The 13,385-nt window shown below is 71.4% G+C and carries 11 protein-coding genes and 2 tRNA genes; 7 read left to right on the top strand and 6 right to left on the bottom strand.

Features of this window, described 5'->3' with window-relative positions:
- Positions 1–105: 105 nt before the first annotated feature.
- The 3 genes from aroA (at position 106) to ACZ46W_RS08140 (ending at position 2,887) form a co-directional block, all read left to right on the top strand.
- Positions 106–1,431, top strand: a complete 1,326-nt coding sequence (aroA, locus tag ACZ46W_RS08150; protein WP_468333227.1) for a 3-phosphoshikimate 1-carboxyvinyltransferase — start codon at positions 106–108, stop codon at positions 1,429–1,431.
- Between the two features lie 4 nt (positions 1,432–1,435).
- Positions 1,436–2,449: a ribosome small subunit-dependent GTPase A gene (gene rsgA / locus ACZ46W_RS08145; protein ID WP_468333224.1), complete on the top strand. Its 1,014-nt coding sequence runs from the start codon at positions 1,436–1,438 to the stop codon at positions 2,447–2,449.
- 111 nt (positions 2,450–2,560) lie between these two features.
- Positions 2,561–2,887 (top strand): DMT family transporter, encoded by a 327-nt coding sequence (locus ACZ46W_RS08140; protein ID WP_366127544.1) that lies wholly within the window; start codon positions 2,561–2,563, stop codon positions 2,885–2,887.
- Here the strand turns inward: ACZ46W_RS08140 and ACZ46W_RS08135 are convergent.
- Positions 2,850–3,551, bottom strand: coding sequence for a TetR/AcrR family transcriptional regulator (locus tag ACZ46W_RS08135; RefSeq protein ID WP_468333220.1), 702 nt, complete (start codon positions 3,549–3,551; stop codon positions 2,850–2,852). The two genes, ACZ46W_RS08140 and ACZ46W_RS08135, sit on opposite strands and share 38 nt — an antisense overlap.
- Positions 3,552–3,675: 124 nt before the next feature.
- Here ACZ46W_RS08135 and hisN point away from each other — a divergent pair, with 124 nt between their 5' ends.
- Positions 3,676–4,476 carry a histidinol-phosphatase gene (hisN, locus tag ACZ46W_RS08130; protein WP_468333217.1) on the top strand — a complete coding sequence of 267 codons (801 nt, stop codon included), beginning with the start codon at positions 3,676–3,678 and terminating at the stop codon, positions 4,474–4,476.
- Between the two features lie 155 nt (positions 4,477–4,631).
- On the top strand, positions 4,632–5,036 hold the full coding sequence (locus ACZ46W_RS08125) for a CBS domain-containing protein (RefSeq protein WP_468333214.1): 405 nt from the start codon (positions 4,632–4,634) through the stop codon (positions 5,034–5,036).
- Positions 5,037–5,109: 73 nt separating this feature from the next.
- Here the strand turns inward: ACZ46W_RS08125 and ACZ46W_RS08120 are convergent, their stop codons facing one another.
- The gene (locus tag ACZ46W_RS08120) at positions 5,110–6,561 is read right to left on the bottom strand and encodes a catalase (protein ID WP_468333211.1); all 1,452 of its coding nucleotides are present in this window, start codon (positions 6,559–6,561) and stop codon (positions 5,110–5,112) included.
- Between the two features lie 153 nt (positions 6,562–6,714).
- On the opposite strand from ACZ46W_RS08120, the gene ACZ46W_RS08115 reads away from it, so the two are divergent.
- On the top strand, positions 6,715–7,131 hold the full coding sequence (locus tag ACZ46W_RS08115) for a Fur family transcriptional regulator (RefSeq protein WP_366127549.1): 417 nt from the start codon (positions 6,715–6,717) through the stop codon (positions 7,129–7,131).
- A gap of 121 nt (positions 7,132–7,252) precedes the next feature.
- Here ACZ46W_RS08115 and ACZ46W_RS08110 read toward each other — a convergent pair.
- From ACZ46W_RS08110 to ACZ46W_RS08095, 4 genes are all read right to left on the bottom strand, one after another.
- Positions 7,253–7,326 (bottom strand) — tRNA-Met (locus ACZ46W_RS08110).
- Positions 7,327–7,415: 89 nt separating this feature from the next.
- Positions 7,416–9,269, bottom strand: a complete 1,854-nt coding sequence (locus ACZ46W_RS08105; protein WP_468333207.1) for a tetratricopeptide repeat protein — start codon at positions 9,267–9,269, stop codon at positions 7,416–7,418.
- Positions 9,270–9,474: 205 nt separating this feature from the next.
- Positions 9,475–9,548, bottom strand: a tRNA-Met gene (locus tag ACZ46W_RS08100).
- A 77-nt stretch (positions 9,549–9,625) separates the two neighbouring features.
- A complete protein-coding gene (locus ACZ46W_RS08095) occupies positions 9,626–12,601 on the bottom strand; it encodes a UPF0182 family membrane protein (protein ID WP_468334700.1) in 2,976 nt (991 codons plus the stop codon).
- A gap of 138 nt (positions 12,602–12,739) precedes the next feature.
- Here ACZ46W_RS08095 and ACZ46W_RS08090 point away from each other — a divergent pair, with 138 nt between their 5' ends.
- Positions 12,740–13,297, top strand: a complete 558-nt coding sequence (locus ACZ46W_RS08090) for a PPA1309 family protein (protein WP_366127551.1) — start codon at positions 12,740–12,742, stop codon at positions 13,295–13,297.
- Positions 13,298–13,385 lie beyond the last annotated feature (88 nt).

Here is a 13,385-nt window from a genome sequence, read left to right as displayed (position 1 = left end):
CGTGCCCCCGCCGCACGCCCGTGTGAACCGATAGGGACCGATAGGGGCCCTGGCTGCTCGGTCCGTGATCGGCCGTGACCACTTGCCCCGTCTAAAGTGAGGGGCATGACCGAAACCCCCGCGCAGCTCGATCTCTGGCCGGCCCCGTACGCAAGCGGAGCCGTGGACGCGACCGTCACCGTGCCCGGGTCCAAGTCGGTCACCAACCGGGCCCTGGTGCTCGCCGCCCTCGCCTCCGAGCCCGGCTGGCTGCGGCACCCGCTGCGCTCGCGCGACACCCTGCTGATGGCGGAGGCCCTGCGCACCATGGGCGTCGGCATCGAGGAGGGCGTGGGCCCGGACGGCACGGGCGAGCGGTGGCGGGTCATCCCGGCGGGCCTGCACGGCCCGGCCACGATCGACGTCGGCAATGCCGGAACGGTCATGCGCTTCCTCCCGCCGGTCGCGGCGCTCGCCACCGGGCCGGTCCGCTTCGACGGCGACCCGCGCTCCTACGAGCGGCCGCTGCACGGGGTCATCGACGCCCTGCGCGTCCTGGGCGCCCGGATCGACGACGACGGGCGCGGCTCGCTGCCGATGACCGTGCACGGGGCGGGGGCGCTGGAGGGCGGCCCGGTGGAGATCGACGCCTCGTCGTCGTCCCAGTTCGTCAGCGCCCTGCTGCTGTCCGCGCCGCGCTTCAACCACGGCGTGGAGGTACGCCACACCGGCGCCAAGCTCCCGTCGATGCCGCACATCCGGATGACCGTCGACATGCTGCGGGCGGTCGGCGCCCAGGTCGACGAGCCCGAGACGGGCGGCGAGCCGAACGTGTGGCGGGTCTCCCCCTCCGCGCTCCTCGGCCGCGACCTGACCGTCGAGCCGGACCTGTCCAACGCCCAGCCGTTCCTGGCCGCCGCGCTGGTCACCGGTGGGCGGGTCACCATCCCCGACTGGCCCGAGCGCACCACCCAGCCCGGTGACGCGCTGCGGGAGATCTTCACCGAGATGGGTGGCTCCTGCGAGCTGACCGAGCAGGGCCTCACCTTCACCGGCACGGGCACCGTCCACGGCATCGACGTGGACCTGAGCGAGGTCGGCGAGCTGACGCCCGGCATCGCGGCGGTCGCGGCCCTCGCCGACTCGCCCTCCACGCTGCGCGGCGTCGCCCACCTGCGGCTGCACGAGACGGACCGGCTGGCCGCGCTCACCAAGGAGATCAACGAGCTGGGCGGTGACGTCACCGAGACGGCGGACGGGCTGCACATCCGCCCGCGCCCGCTGCACGGCGGCGTGTTCCACACCTACGACGACCACCGGATGGCGACGGCCGGATCGGTCATCGGCCTCGCCGTCCAGGGCGTGGAGATCGAGAACGTCGCGACGACCGCGAAGACCCTGCCGGACTTCCCGCAGATGTGGACCGGAATGCTCGGAATGCTCGAGGCCTGACGACATGCGCCGCTACGGCAAGCACACCGACGAGGACGACATCCGTTCCCGTCCCAACCGCAAGGGCAACCGGCCCCGGACCAACATCCGCCCCAAGCACGAGGACGCCGCCGAGGGCATGGTCCTCACCGTGGACCGCGGCCGGCTGACCTGCCTCGTCGACGACCGGGTCGTCATGGCGATGAAGGCCCGCGAGCTGGGCCGCAAGGCCGCCGTCGTCGGCGACCGGGTCTCTCTGGTCGGCGACCTGTCCGGCAAGAAGGACACCCTCGCGCGGATCGTCCGCATCGAGCCCCGCGGGTCCGTCCTGCGCCGTACGGCCGACGACGACGATCCCTACGAGCGGGTCGTCGTCGCCAACGCCGACCAGCTCGCCATCGTCACCGCCCTGGCCGACCCCGAGCCGCGCCCCCGGCTGATCGACCGGTGCCTGGTCGCGGCGTACGACGGCGGCCTGGAGCCGCTGCTGGTGCTCACCAAGTCGGACCTGGCCCCGCCCGAGAAGCTCCTGGAGCTGTACGGCGCGCTCGACATCCCGTACGTCGTGACGAGCCAGGACGAGCTGTACGACGGCCACACCGCCGCCGACCGGGTCCGCGAGCACCTGGCCGGCCGCACCACCGCGTTCGTCGGTCATTCGGGCGTCGGCAAGACGACCCTGGTGAACGCGCTGGTGCCGGAGGACCGCCGGCGGCTGACGGGTGACGTCAACGCGGTGACCGGCCGCGGCCGGCACACCACCACCTCGGCGCTGGCCCTGCCGCTGGACCGCGCCGAGGGATGGGTGATCGACACCCCGGGCGTGCGGTCCTTCGGGCTGAACCACGTGGACCCGTCCCGGGTCATCCACGCCTTCCCGGACCTGGAGCCGGGCACGGAGCAGTGCCCGCGCGCGTGCAGCCACGACGAGCCGGACTGCGCGCTGGACGCGTGGGTCACGGAGGGCCACGCCGATCCGGCGCGGCTGTACTCGCTCCGGCGGCTCCTCGCCACGCGGGAGCGACGCGAGGGCGACTGAGCCGCGCACGTTTGCGGATGGCTCGGCCCGGTAAATGCATAATCGCACCAAGTGACACGAAGCAGTCACCGACATCACTCACCGAGGTCACCGACGCGGGAGGCACTGACGATGGCGTGGCTGCTGGTGATCATCGCCGGTTTTCTGGAGACGGGCTTCGCGGTCTGCCTCAAGCTGTCGCACGGGTTCACCCGGCTGTGGCCCACCGTCGCGTTCGCCTGCTTCGCGATGGGCAGCTTCGGTCTGCTGACGCTGTCGCTGCGGAAGCTGGACGTCGGCCCGGCGTACGCGGTGTGGACGGGCATCGGCGCGGCGGGCACAGCGGTCTACGGGATGATCTTCCTGGGTGACCTGGTCTCCACGCTGAAGATCATCTCGATCTCGCTGGTGATCGTCGGGGTCATCGGTCTGCAGTTGTCGGGCTCGTCACCGCACTGAGGGCGTGGCGCAGCAGGGAGCCCATGTCCCCGCGCCCCGGTGCGATCACGTACGAGAGGGCCAGCCGCACCGCCAGTTCGCACGCCGCCTCACGGGCGTCCTCACGGGTGTCCGCACGCGCGTCGCCGTGCGCGCCCCCGTCCCCCGCCTCGTACGCCCCGGACGGCGCCCATTCCGTGGGCCCGCCGCCGCGGTGGCCCTGCTCCAGCGCGGTCCGCGACCGCTCCCGTACGGCCGCCACCAGCTCGCCGGGACCGGGCGCCCCCGCGTCGGCGCGGCGCTGCGCCGGGGGCCCGGCCGGCGCCCGGAAGCGGGCGGGCGCGGAGCGCGGCGCGGGCAGCCGGTCGCCCCAGCAGCCGGTGAGCAGGGCACGCAGCAGCGGCCGCGCGGCCGCCTCGCCGACGGTCCACTCGGCGACCGACACGAGCCGCTCGACGGCGTCCGACCGCTCCTGGAGGACGCCTTCGACCCCGTACAGATAGGCGTCCGCCTCGCGCCGCACCAGGGCGCGGGCGAGCCCCTCCTTGCTGCCGAACTCGTTGTAGAGGGTCTGCCGGGAGACGCCCGCCGCGGACGCCACGTCGACCATCCGGACCGCCGACCAGGGCAGTCCCCCGAGGGCCGCCATGGCGGCGTCGAGCAGTGCTTCTCGGGCGGTGGGCATCGTCGCCTCCCAGGCCGTCGCCTCCCGGGCCGTCGCCTCGGCTCTGCGCTCAGAGTTGACGGGCGGCCACGCACTGTCAATAGGCCCTGCTGAAGCAGCCGATCCCCCGGGATAGAGTCGCCCCATGGCCGATTACCACGATGATCTGCGTCTCGCCCACGTCCTCGCGGATGCCGCCGACGCCGCCACCATGGACCGGTTCCGGGCCCTGGACCTGAAGGTCGAGACCAAGCCCGACATGACGCCGGTGAGCGAGGCGGACAAGGCGGCCGAGGAGCTGATCCGGGGCCATTTGCAGCGGGCGCGGCCGCGTGACGCGATCCTGGGCGAGGAGTACGGCGTGGAGGGCACCGGCCCGCGCCGCTGGGTGATCGACCCGATCGACGGCACCAAGAACTACGTGCGCGGGGTGCCCGTGTGGGCGACGCTGATCGCGCTGATGGAGGCCGGTCCGGGCGGCTTCCAGCCCGTGGTGGGCGTGGTGTCGGCGCCCGCGCTGGGCCGCCGCTGGTGGGCGGCGAAGGGGCTGGGCGCGTACACCGGGCGCAGCCTGACGTCGGCCACGCGCGTCCAGGTGTCGAAGGTGGCGGAGCTGTCGGACGCCTCGTTCGCGTACTCCTCGCTCAGCGGCTGGGAGGAGCAGGGGCGGCTGGACGGTTTCCTGGACCTCACGCGCGCGTGCTGGCGGACGCGCGGCTACGGCGACTTCTGGCCGTACATGATGGTCGCGGAGGGTTCGGTGGACATCTGCGCGGAGCCGGAGCTGTCCCTGTGGGACATGGCGGCGACCGCGATCGTGGTCCAGGAGGCGGGCGGCACGTTCACCGGCCTCGACGGGAAGCCCGGCCCGCACAGCGGCAACGCGGCGGCGTCGAACGGGCTCCTCCACGAGGAGCTCCTGGGTTATCTGAACCAGCGCTACTGAGCACCCTGGCGCCTGCCGTCCGTTGTGGCGTGCGGGCGCCAGGTGGTGCACGCCCTCTTGTTGAGGCCCTTGCGGGCTGCCACTGTAAGAGTCCCCCCGCTTGTGAACTTGTGAATCCTTTCTCATGGGGATTCACCAAGGAGGTGGCTCCGCACATGCTCGTACGTGACGCCATGAGCACGGTCGTCCTCACCATCGGCCCCGCACACACCCTGCGCCAGGCAGCCGCGCTGATGGCGGCGCGCCGCGTCGGCGCCGCCGTCGTCCTGGACCAGGACACCAGCGGCCTCGGCATCCTCACCGAGCGCGACATCCTCGTCTCCGTGGGAACCGGCCAGAACCCCGACCTGGAGACGGCCGGCGCGCACACCACCACCGACGTCGTCTTCGCCGCACCCGGCTGGACCCTGGAGGAAGCCGCACAGGCCATGGCACATGGCGGCTTCCGGCACCTGATCGTGCTGGACGGCAACGGGCCGGTCGGCATCGTCTCCGTACGCGACATCATCCGCTGCTGGGCGCCCGTACGGCTGCGCGCGGCCACACTGACCGCCGGCTAGCGCGGAACGGCGAGAGGGCCGGCCCCCGAAACGGGAGCCGGCCCTCTGCTTACGACAAGCGATCCAGTGCTGTTCAGCCGCGCAGGGCCTGGACCGCGGCCTCCAGCCGCTTGCCGTAGTCCTCGTCCGCCTGGCGGAAGTTGTTGATCGCACGCTCGGCGATGTCGTCGCGCGAGACCTTGGCGATGAAGCCCGCCAGGTTGTCGATCAGACGGCTCTTCTCGTCCTCCGACATCAGCCGGTAGAGGTTCCCCGCCTGCACGAAGTCGTTGTCCTCGGCGTGGACGGGCGCCTCGTGGTCGCCGGTCACACCCGTCACCGGAACCGGCTGCCACAGCGGACGGCCGGTCTGGTTCGGACCGCCGAAGCTGTTGGGCTCGTAGTTCTTGGCGCCGGCGTGGCGGCCGTCGTACAGGAAGCCGTCACGGCTGTTGGTCCGCGCCTCGGTGGCGTGCGGACGGTTCACCGGCAGGTGGTCGGCGTTGATGCCGACGCGGTAGCGGTGGGCGTCGCCGTAGGCGAAGAGCCGGCCCTGGAGCATCTTGTCGGGCGAGGGGCCGATACCGGGCACGAAGTGCGCCGGGGAGAAGATCGACTGCTCGACCTCGGCGAAGATGTTCTGCGGGTTGCGGTTGAGCTCCAGCTTGCCGATCTCGATGACCGGGTAGTCCGCGTGCGGCCACACCTTGGTGAGGTCGAACGGGTTGAAGCGGTACGTCGCGGCCTCGGCGGCGGGCATGATCTGCACACCGACGGTCCAGGACGGGAAGTCGCCGCGCTCGATCGCCTCGCGCAGGTCGCGCTGGTGGGAGTCCGGGTCCTCACCCGCGAGCTTGTTCGCCTCGTCCTGGGTGAGGCACTTGATGCCCTGGTCGGTCTTGAAGTGGTACTTGACCCAGAAGACCTCGCCGGCCTCGTTGTTCCACTGGAAGGTGTGGGAACCGAAGCCGTCCATGTGGCGGTAGCTCGCCGGGATGCCGCGGTCGCCGAACAGCCAGGTCACCTGGTGCGTCGACTCGGGCGACAGCCCCCAGAAGTCCCAGACGTTGTCCGCCTCCTGGGAGCCGGTGTACGGGTCGCGCTTCTGGGTGTGGATGAAGTCGGGGAACTTGATGGCGTCCTTGATGAAGAACACCGGGGTGTTGTTACCGACGAGGTCGTAGTTGCCCTCTTCGGTGTAGAACTTCAGCGCGAAGCCACGCGGGTCACGGACCGCGTCGGCCGCACCGAGGTTGCCCGCCACGGTCGAGAAGCGGAGGAACGTCTCCGTCTGCTTGCCGACCTCGGAGAGGAACTTCGCCCGGGTGTACTTGGTGACGTCGGCGGTCACCGTGAAGGTGCCGTACGCGCCGGCGCCGCGCGCGTGGACGACGCGCTCCGGGATGCGCTCGCGGTTGAAGTGGGCGAGCTTCTCCAGCAGCAGTTGGTCCTGGACGAGAACCGGACCACCGACGCCCGCGGTCTCGCTGTTCTGGTTGTCGGCGACCGGCGCGCCGGCCTCCGTGGTGAGCGGTCCCTGCGTCACGTGCGCCTCCTGCGTGAATCCTGCGTTGTCCTGCAAGTCCTGTCCCTTGGCTAATGCCGTCCCCGATCCTACAATGGACTTTGTCTAAGTCAAGCCTGCTTCCAAAGCCACACCGATTCGGGACTTAGGTCCCCTGCTGTTAGGCTGGTTTTCATGAGTGACCTGTTGGAACGACTGCGTGGACGCGGCTGGCGGATGACCGCCCAGCGACGTGTCGTGGCCGAGGTCCTCGATGGGGACCACGTTCATCTGACCGCCGACGAGGTGCACGCCCGCGCGGTGGAGCGGCTTCCCGAGATCTCCCGCGCGACGGTGTACAACACGCTGGGCGAGCTGGTGACGCTGGGTGAGGTCCTGGAGGTGTCCACGGACCGCCGCGCCAAGCGGTACGACCCGAACGCCCACCGCCCGCACCACCACCTGGTCTGCGCCCGCTGCGGCGCGATCCGCGACGTCCACCCGACGGGCAACCCGCTGGCCGACCTGCCGGCCACCGAGCGCTTCGGCTTCACGATCTCCGACGTGGAAGTCACCTACCGCGGCGTCTGCCCGGACTGCGCGTCCGCCTGACGCGGCTCGTCGACGAAGCCCCCGGCCGCGCGCCGGGGGCTTCGTCGTGGGCGGACCATGTCGCCCGCCCGCGAAAACGCCGAAGGCCCGGATCCTGATGGATCCGGGCCTTCGGCTTCAGTAGCGGGGACAGGATTTGAACCTGCGACCTCTGGGTTATGAGCCCAGCGAGCTACCGAGCTGCTCCACCCCGCGTCGGTGAACACAACCTTACGGGACCGTTTGGACCAGCGCAAATCCATAAGCGAGCCTTGGGCCACCGCCCGGCGTATCCGGCCTCAGCGCTACGCGGTGAGCTCCTGGTGCAGCGCCTCGCTGAGCCGCGCGGCCCGCTCGGCGACCTCGGCCGGGCCCAGCTCCACCGCGCGGGCGCACCAGCGGCGGCCCTCGGTCAGCTCGCCCCGGCGGGCGGCGAGCAGCGCCAGGCGCAGGGCGGCGCGCCCGTGGCCCGCCCGGGCGGCACGGGTCCACCAGAGCGACGCCTCGCGTTCGTTGCCGTCGCGGGCGAGCAGCAGGCCCAGGTTGAAGGCGCCGTTGCGGCTGCCGGCGTCGGCGGCCTCCCGGTACCAGCGGGCCGCCTCGGCGGTGTCCCCCCGGGCGGCGGCCAGCATGCCGACCCGTACCTGGGCGCGGCGGTGGCCCTGCTCGGCGGCCCGCTCGTACCACTCCTCGCACTCGCTCTTCGGCGCCTGCGGCTCACCGAGCGCGGGCGGCCCGGTGGGCGCCTGGCGGGCGTCCAGCACGGTGGCCAGGCGGAACGCGGCCTCGGCGCTGCCGCCGCCCGCCGCGCACCGCAGGTGGCGCTCGGCCTCCTGCTCGTCGCCGTCCCGGAGGCGGGCGATGCCGACCTGGAGCGCGGCCTCGGTGTGGCCGGCCGCGGCGGCCCGCTCGTACCAGCGCAGCGCCGTCTCGTCGTCGTCCCGGCCCGCGTAGAGGATGCCCAGGTTGAAGGCGGCGTCGACGCTGCCGGCCTCGGCGGCCTTGGAGAACCACGGCTCGGCGCCGTTCGGGTCGCCGCTCTGGAGGAGCAGGATGGCCAGGGCGTTGGCGGCCTCGCGGTGACCGGCGTAGGCGGCTCGGCGGTACCACTGCTCGGCCTGGGAGACGCGGTTCTGGGCGGCGAAGAGCAGCCCGAGGTTGTACGCGCCGTTCACATCGCCCGCGTCGGTGGCCGCGCGGTACCAGCGCTCGGCCGTCTGGTGCTCGCCACGGGCGGCGTGCAGGGCGCCCAGCGCGTTGGCGGCGTTGCCGTCGCCGTCCTGGGCGGCGCGCAGCCACCAGACGGCGGCGCTCTCCTCGTCGCCCGCGTCACGGAGCAGGAACCCGAGCGCGCACGCGGCGCGGGACTCGCCGTCCTTGGCGGACGTCAGGTACCAGCGGCCGGCCTCCTTGAGCTCGCCTCGCCGTTCGAGGATGGCCCCGAGGTGCAGGGCGGCGCGCCGGTGGCCGCGGGCGGCGGCCTGCCGGTACCACTGTTCGGCGGTTTCACCGCCGGTGGTGGCCGCGGTGTCCTCGGCGGTCTTGGCGTCCGCCTTCCGCTCCAGGGCGCGGGCGAGGCGGTAGGCGGCTTCGCGGTGGCCCTGCTCGGCGGCGGCGCGCAGCCACCGCTCGGCGCCGACGTCGCTGCGGTGCTCCAGCAGGTCGGCGAGGGCGTACGCGCCGAGGGCGTGGCCCTGCTCGGCGGACTGGCGCAGCCAGTACTCGGCCGCCGGCTCGTCGCCGCGCTCCCGGTAGTGGCGGCCCAGCGCGTGGGCGGCGGCCGCGGAGCCGGCCACGGCGGCGATGCGCCACCAGCCCGCGGCCTCGTCGGCGTACCCGCGCTGGTGGAGGAGGACGCCCAGGTTGTTGGCGGCGGCGCGGTCGCCGTCGGCGGTGGCGGCGCGGAGATAGGGCTCGGCGCCGTCGAGGTCGCCACGGCGCAGCAGCAGGGCCCCGAGGACGCTCATGGCGGCGGTGTCGCCGTTCTCGGCGGCGCGGCGGTGACGCTCCTCGGTCTCGACGGCGTCGCTGGTCTCGGTGCTGTCCATGGCGGTGGTCTCCATGGCAGCGTCACTCATCACGTCCGCGGCGCTTTCGGCGTGCCGCTGCACAAACCGCCCTGTCTCCAACAGAGTTGCCCTGTCCCCCATAATTCCCATCGTCGCACCACCTGCTACCCGCGTACACCTGGTATACCGCAGCCAGTGAGGTCACTTCAGCGTTTTGTCGACATGCCCACAGGGAGACAAGTCAAACACGTCTCACCCCAACTGCCCCCGTCAGGGCCGTTCTTCACACCAGCCCCGCTCCCCACGGACACGACAAGGGCCCGGATCCTGGAAGGATCCGGGCCCTTGCTTTCAGTAGCGGGGACAGGATTTGAACCTGCGACCTCTGGGTTATGAGCCCAGCGAGCTACCGAGCTGCTCCACCCCGCGTCGTTGTGTCACTACCGTATCACGACCCAGGGACGCCCCCGCCCGCCCGAAGGCCGGGCGGGGGCACCCACCGTGGTTCAGCCGCTGGACGCGGGCTTGCCGGCACCGGCCGTACCGGCGCCCGGCCCGGGCTTGGCCGCCCCGGCCGCCGGCTTGCCGTCGGCGTTCTTGCCGGCGTCCGCCTTGCGCTGGGCGTCGGCCGCGGCGGCCCGCTGGAGCGCCTCCGCCAGCGCCTCCTGCGCCTTGCCGTACGCGTTCCAGTCACCCTTCTTCATGGCCGCCTCGCCGTCCGCGAACGCCTTCTGCGCGTCCGCGATCGCCTGCTGGAGCGCGACCTCACCGGTGGCCGGCGGCTTGGTCGGGTCGCTCGGTGGCGGCGGTGTGGTGGGCGTCTCACCGTCCACCCCGAAGACCGCGTTCAGCGCCTTGGCGAGGTCGTCCTCGAACACCGTGGTGTCCTTGGTCGTGTCGCCTTCCGGCTGGTCCGCGTCGACGTACGACACCGCCACCTTCCGCATCAGCGGATACGCGGCGTTGCGGCCCTGTGCGTAGATCGGCTCCACGTACAGGAAGCCGCCGTCGAGGGGCACCGTCAGCAGGTTGCCGTACTGGATGTCGGAGTCGGCGCCCTTGAGGTCACGGACGAACTGGGCCACGGAGGGCAGGCTGTTGAGCTTGTTCTGCACCTGCGCCGGGCCCGGCACGTCCTGGGTGACCCTGAGCAGCCTTATCCGGCCGTAGTCCTTGCTGTTGGCGTCGGCGTCGACCGCCATGAAGCCGCCCAGGTTGGGCCGGCCGTTCGGCGTGAACGTCGTCGTCAGCGAGAACCGCTGCGCCGTGTCCCCGGGCATCTTCAGGCTCAGGTAGTACGGCGGAACCGCGTTGCCGTCCCTGTTGGTCGGGTCGTCCGGCACCTGCCAGGCGTCGCTGCCGCTGTAGAACTGGGCGGCGTCCTGGACGTGGTAGCGGGTCAGCAGCTCACGCTGGACCTTGAACATGTCCTGCGGGTAGCGCAGGTGCTCCCGGAGGCTGTCCTTGATGGCGCTCTTGGGCTGAACCGTGCCGGGGAACGCCTTCATCCAGGTCTTGAGGACCGGGTCCTGGGTGTCCCACTGGTACAGCTTCACCGTGCCGTCGTAGGCGTCGACGGTGGCCTTCACCGAGTTGCGGATGTAGTTGACCTGGTTCTGCTGGGCGACGACCGCGCGCGTCTGGTTGCCGGCGGTGAGGGAGTCCGTGGTGGTGTCCCCCAGCGTCGTACGCGACGCGTACGGGTAGCCGTTCGTCGTCGTGTAGGCGTCGACGATCCACTGGATCTTGCCGTCGATGACCGCCGGGTACGCGTCGCCGTCGATGGTCAGCCAGGGGGCGACCGCCTCCACGCGCTGCTTGGGCGTGCGGTTGTAGAGGATCCGCGAACCGTCGCCGATGGCTCCCGAGTACAGGATCTGCGGCTCGCTGAAGGCGACGGCGTAGGCGGCCCGGTTGAAGGCGTTGGAGAGGTTGACCCCGCTCTTGCCCTTGAAGCTGGTGGTCTTCTCGCCGTTCTCCTCGTAGTCGAGCTCCTTCTGCGGACCGCCGACGATCGAGTACTGCTCGGTCTTCTCGCCGTAGTAGATCCGCTGCTCGTACTTGCCCAGCTCGCCCTTGGTCGGCAGGCCGGCCTCGTTGAAGATCGGGGAACCGTTGGCGTCCGTCGCCGTGCCCGTGGCCAGGATCGCGCCATAGCCGTGGGTGTACGTGAAGTGGTCGTTGATCCAGTTCCGCTTCGGGATGCCCCTGATGTTCAGCTCACGCAGACCGATGACCGTGTCCTTGCCCTGGTACCGGTCGACGTCGAGCGTGGTCGGGAACTGGTAGTACTTCCGCCGCTGCTCGAGCTGCTGGAAGGTCGGCGACACGATGTTCGGGTCGACCAGGCGGTAGCTGGCGGCCAGGTCGGCATCGGCGCGCAGCTTGTCCTTCGCCTTGACCGTGGACTTGCCGGAGTAGTTCTCCGGCTTCGCCCGGTCGATGTCGTACGCCTTGCGCGTCGCGTCGATGTTCTTCTCGATGTACGGCGCTTCCTTGGCCTGCTCGTTGGGCTGGACCTGGAACTTCTGCACGATCGCCGGGTAGAGCCCGCCGATGAGGATCGCCGACAGGACCATGAGCCCGAAGCCGATCACCGGGAGCTGCCAGGTGCGGCGCCAGAGCGTCGCGAAGAACAGCACGGCGCAGATGGCGGCGATGCAGAAGAGGATGGTCTTCGCCGGCAGGTAGGCGTTGGCGTCGACGTACCTCAGGCCCGTCCAGTTGCCCGTCGCCTTGAAGTCGCTGGACTTCACCGCGAGGCCGTACCGGTCGAGCCAGTACGCGACCGCCTTCAGCGAGACGAAGACGCCCAGCAGGACGGAGAGGTGACCGGTCGCGGCGGCCGTCGCGCGCGCGCCCGGGCTGGTGACGCGCAGCCCGCCGTACAGGTAGTGCGTCAGGGCCGCGGCGATCAGCGACAGCACCGTCGCGGCGAAGCCGAAGCCCAGCAGGAACCGGTACCAGGGCAGGTCGAAGGCGTAGAACGCCACGTCCATGCCGAACTGCGGGTCCTTCTGGCCGAAGGGCACGCCGTTGACCCACATCAGCCAGGTGCGCCACTGGCCGGACGCGGAGGCACCGGCGATCAGCCCGACCAGGGCGGTGATCGCCAGGAGCACCCACTTCTTGTACGGGGCCAGCCCCATCCGGTACCGATCCAGGCTCTGCTGCTCCAGCGACATGGCGCTCAGCGGCGGGCGCAGCCGGTGCGCGAGCCAGATGTTCAGTCCGACCGCCAGGGCCATCAGCAGACCGAAGACGGCGAAGAGGCCGATCTTGGTCCACAGGGTGGTGGTGAAGACGGACGAGTAATTGACGGACCTGTACCACAGCCAGTCCGTCCAGAACCCGGCGAACATGACGAAGAGCATGGCCAGCACGGCCAGTACGCCCAGTGTCATGAGCAGGGTACGGGCCCGCCGGGACGGCCGGCCGACTCTGATCCGTGGCCCGGTCGGGCCTCCGCCGCGGTCCGGCATCTGGAAAGCCAACGTGCGCCCCTCGAGTTCGCGGTCGTGTGGTGAAGCAGGCCCAGCGATCGTAGAGCCCACTCATGCAACTTACTGAAGCTTTACCTAGTTCCCGTCTCCGGGTCGAAAGGAGGCAGGATATTGACCATGTCCAACGTTTCTCCCTCAGGTCCCCCGATGGCCGCCAGCCCGCTGACCCGCGCCGTGCTCGAAATCGACGAGTACGCGTCCGGCCTCGGCTGGGACCAGCCGGCCCGGCTCTTCGCCCTGGTCGACACCGCGCGGCTGCGCTCCCAGGAGCCGGCCCTGGCGTCCCAGCTCGGCCTCGACACCGACGAGGCCGCCGCCCCCCTCACCCCGATCGAGCAGGACGAGATCCCCGCCGACCGGCCGCTCGACGAGTTCCTCGCCACCATCGCCTGGCCCGACGCCGTGGCGGGCTGCGCGATGACGGTGGAGCGGCTGATGCTCCCGCCGTCCGCCGAGGCCTCCGTGCCGGACGGCCTGGACGAGGCGGGCCTGGCCAAGTGGGTGGCCGCCCACCCCGACCGCCAGGAGGTCCGCATGACGGTCGCGGTCCTCCGCGACGGCGCCCGCGAGTCGGCGCTGCGGCTGCGCGAGAAGGACTCCCCCACCGAGGTCCTCACCGGTGCCGACCTCGTCCCCGGCCTCGCCGAAGCCCTGGCGGCCACGTTCGAGTCCTGACGCGCGGTAGCGGGCCCCGGCCCGCCCGGCCGGCTCCGCGCCGGGGGGCCCGGCGGGGCCGGTGGCGGGGGACGGTCGGTGCCGCGAG

This window comes from Streptomyces sp. NPDC031064 (assembly GCF_055570965.1).
This window is presented reverse-complemented; position numbering and strand designations above follow the sequence as displayed.

What these genes read in the sequence shown, in the direction of transcription:
- aroA (WP_468333227.1), top strand. Translation starts at nt 106, where the DNA reads ATGACCGAAACCCCCGCGCAGCTCGATCTCTGGCCGGCCCCGTACGCA.
- rsgA (WP_468333224.1), top strand. Translation starts at nt 1,436, where the DNA reads ATGCGCCGCTACGGCAAGCACACCGACGAGGACGACATCCGTTCCCGT.
- ACZ46W_RS08140 (WP_366127544.1), top strand. Translation starts at nt 2,561, where the DNA reads ATGGCGTGGCTGCTGGTGATCATCGCCGGTTTTCTGGAGACGGGCTTC.
- ACZ46W_RS08135 (WP_468333220.1), bottom strand. Translation starts at nt 3,551, where the DNA reads ATGCCCACCGCCCGAGAAGCACTGCTCGACGCCGCCATGGCGGCCCTC.
- hisN (WP_468333217.1), top strand. Translation starts at nt 3,676, where the DNA reads ATGGCCGATTACCACGATGATCTGCGTCTCGCCCACGTCCTCGCGGAT.
- ACZ46W_RS08125 (WP_468333214.1), top strand. Translation starts at nt 4,632, where the DNA reads ATGCTCGTACGTGACGCCATGAGCACGGTCGTCCTCACCATCGGCCCC.
- ACZ46W_RS08115 (WP_366127549.1), top strand. Translation starts at nt 6,715, where the DNA reads ATGAGTGACCTGTTGGAACGACTGCGTGGACGCGGCTGGCGGATGACC.
- ACZ46W_RS08105 (WP_468333207.1), bottom strand. Translation starts at nt 9,269, where the DNA reads ATGGGAATTATGGGGGACAGGGCAACTCTGTTGGAGACAGGGCGGTTT.
- ACZ46W_RS08095 (WP_468334700.1), bottom strand. Translation starts at nt 12,601, where the DNA reads ATGCCGGACCGCGGCGGAGGCCCGACCGGGCCACGGATCAGAGTCGGC.
- ACZ46W_RS08090 (WP_366127551.1), top strand. Translation starts at nt 12,740, where the DNA reads ATGTCCAACGTTTCTCCCTCAGGTCCCCCGATGGCCGCCAGCCCGCTG.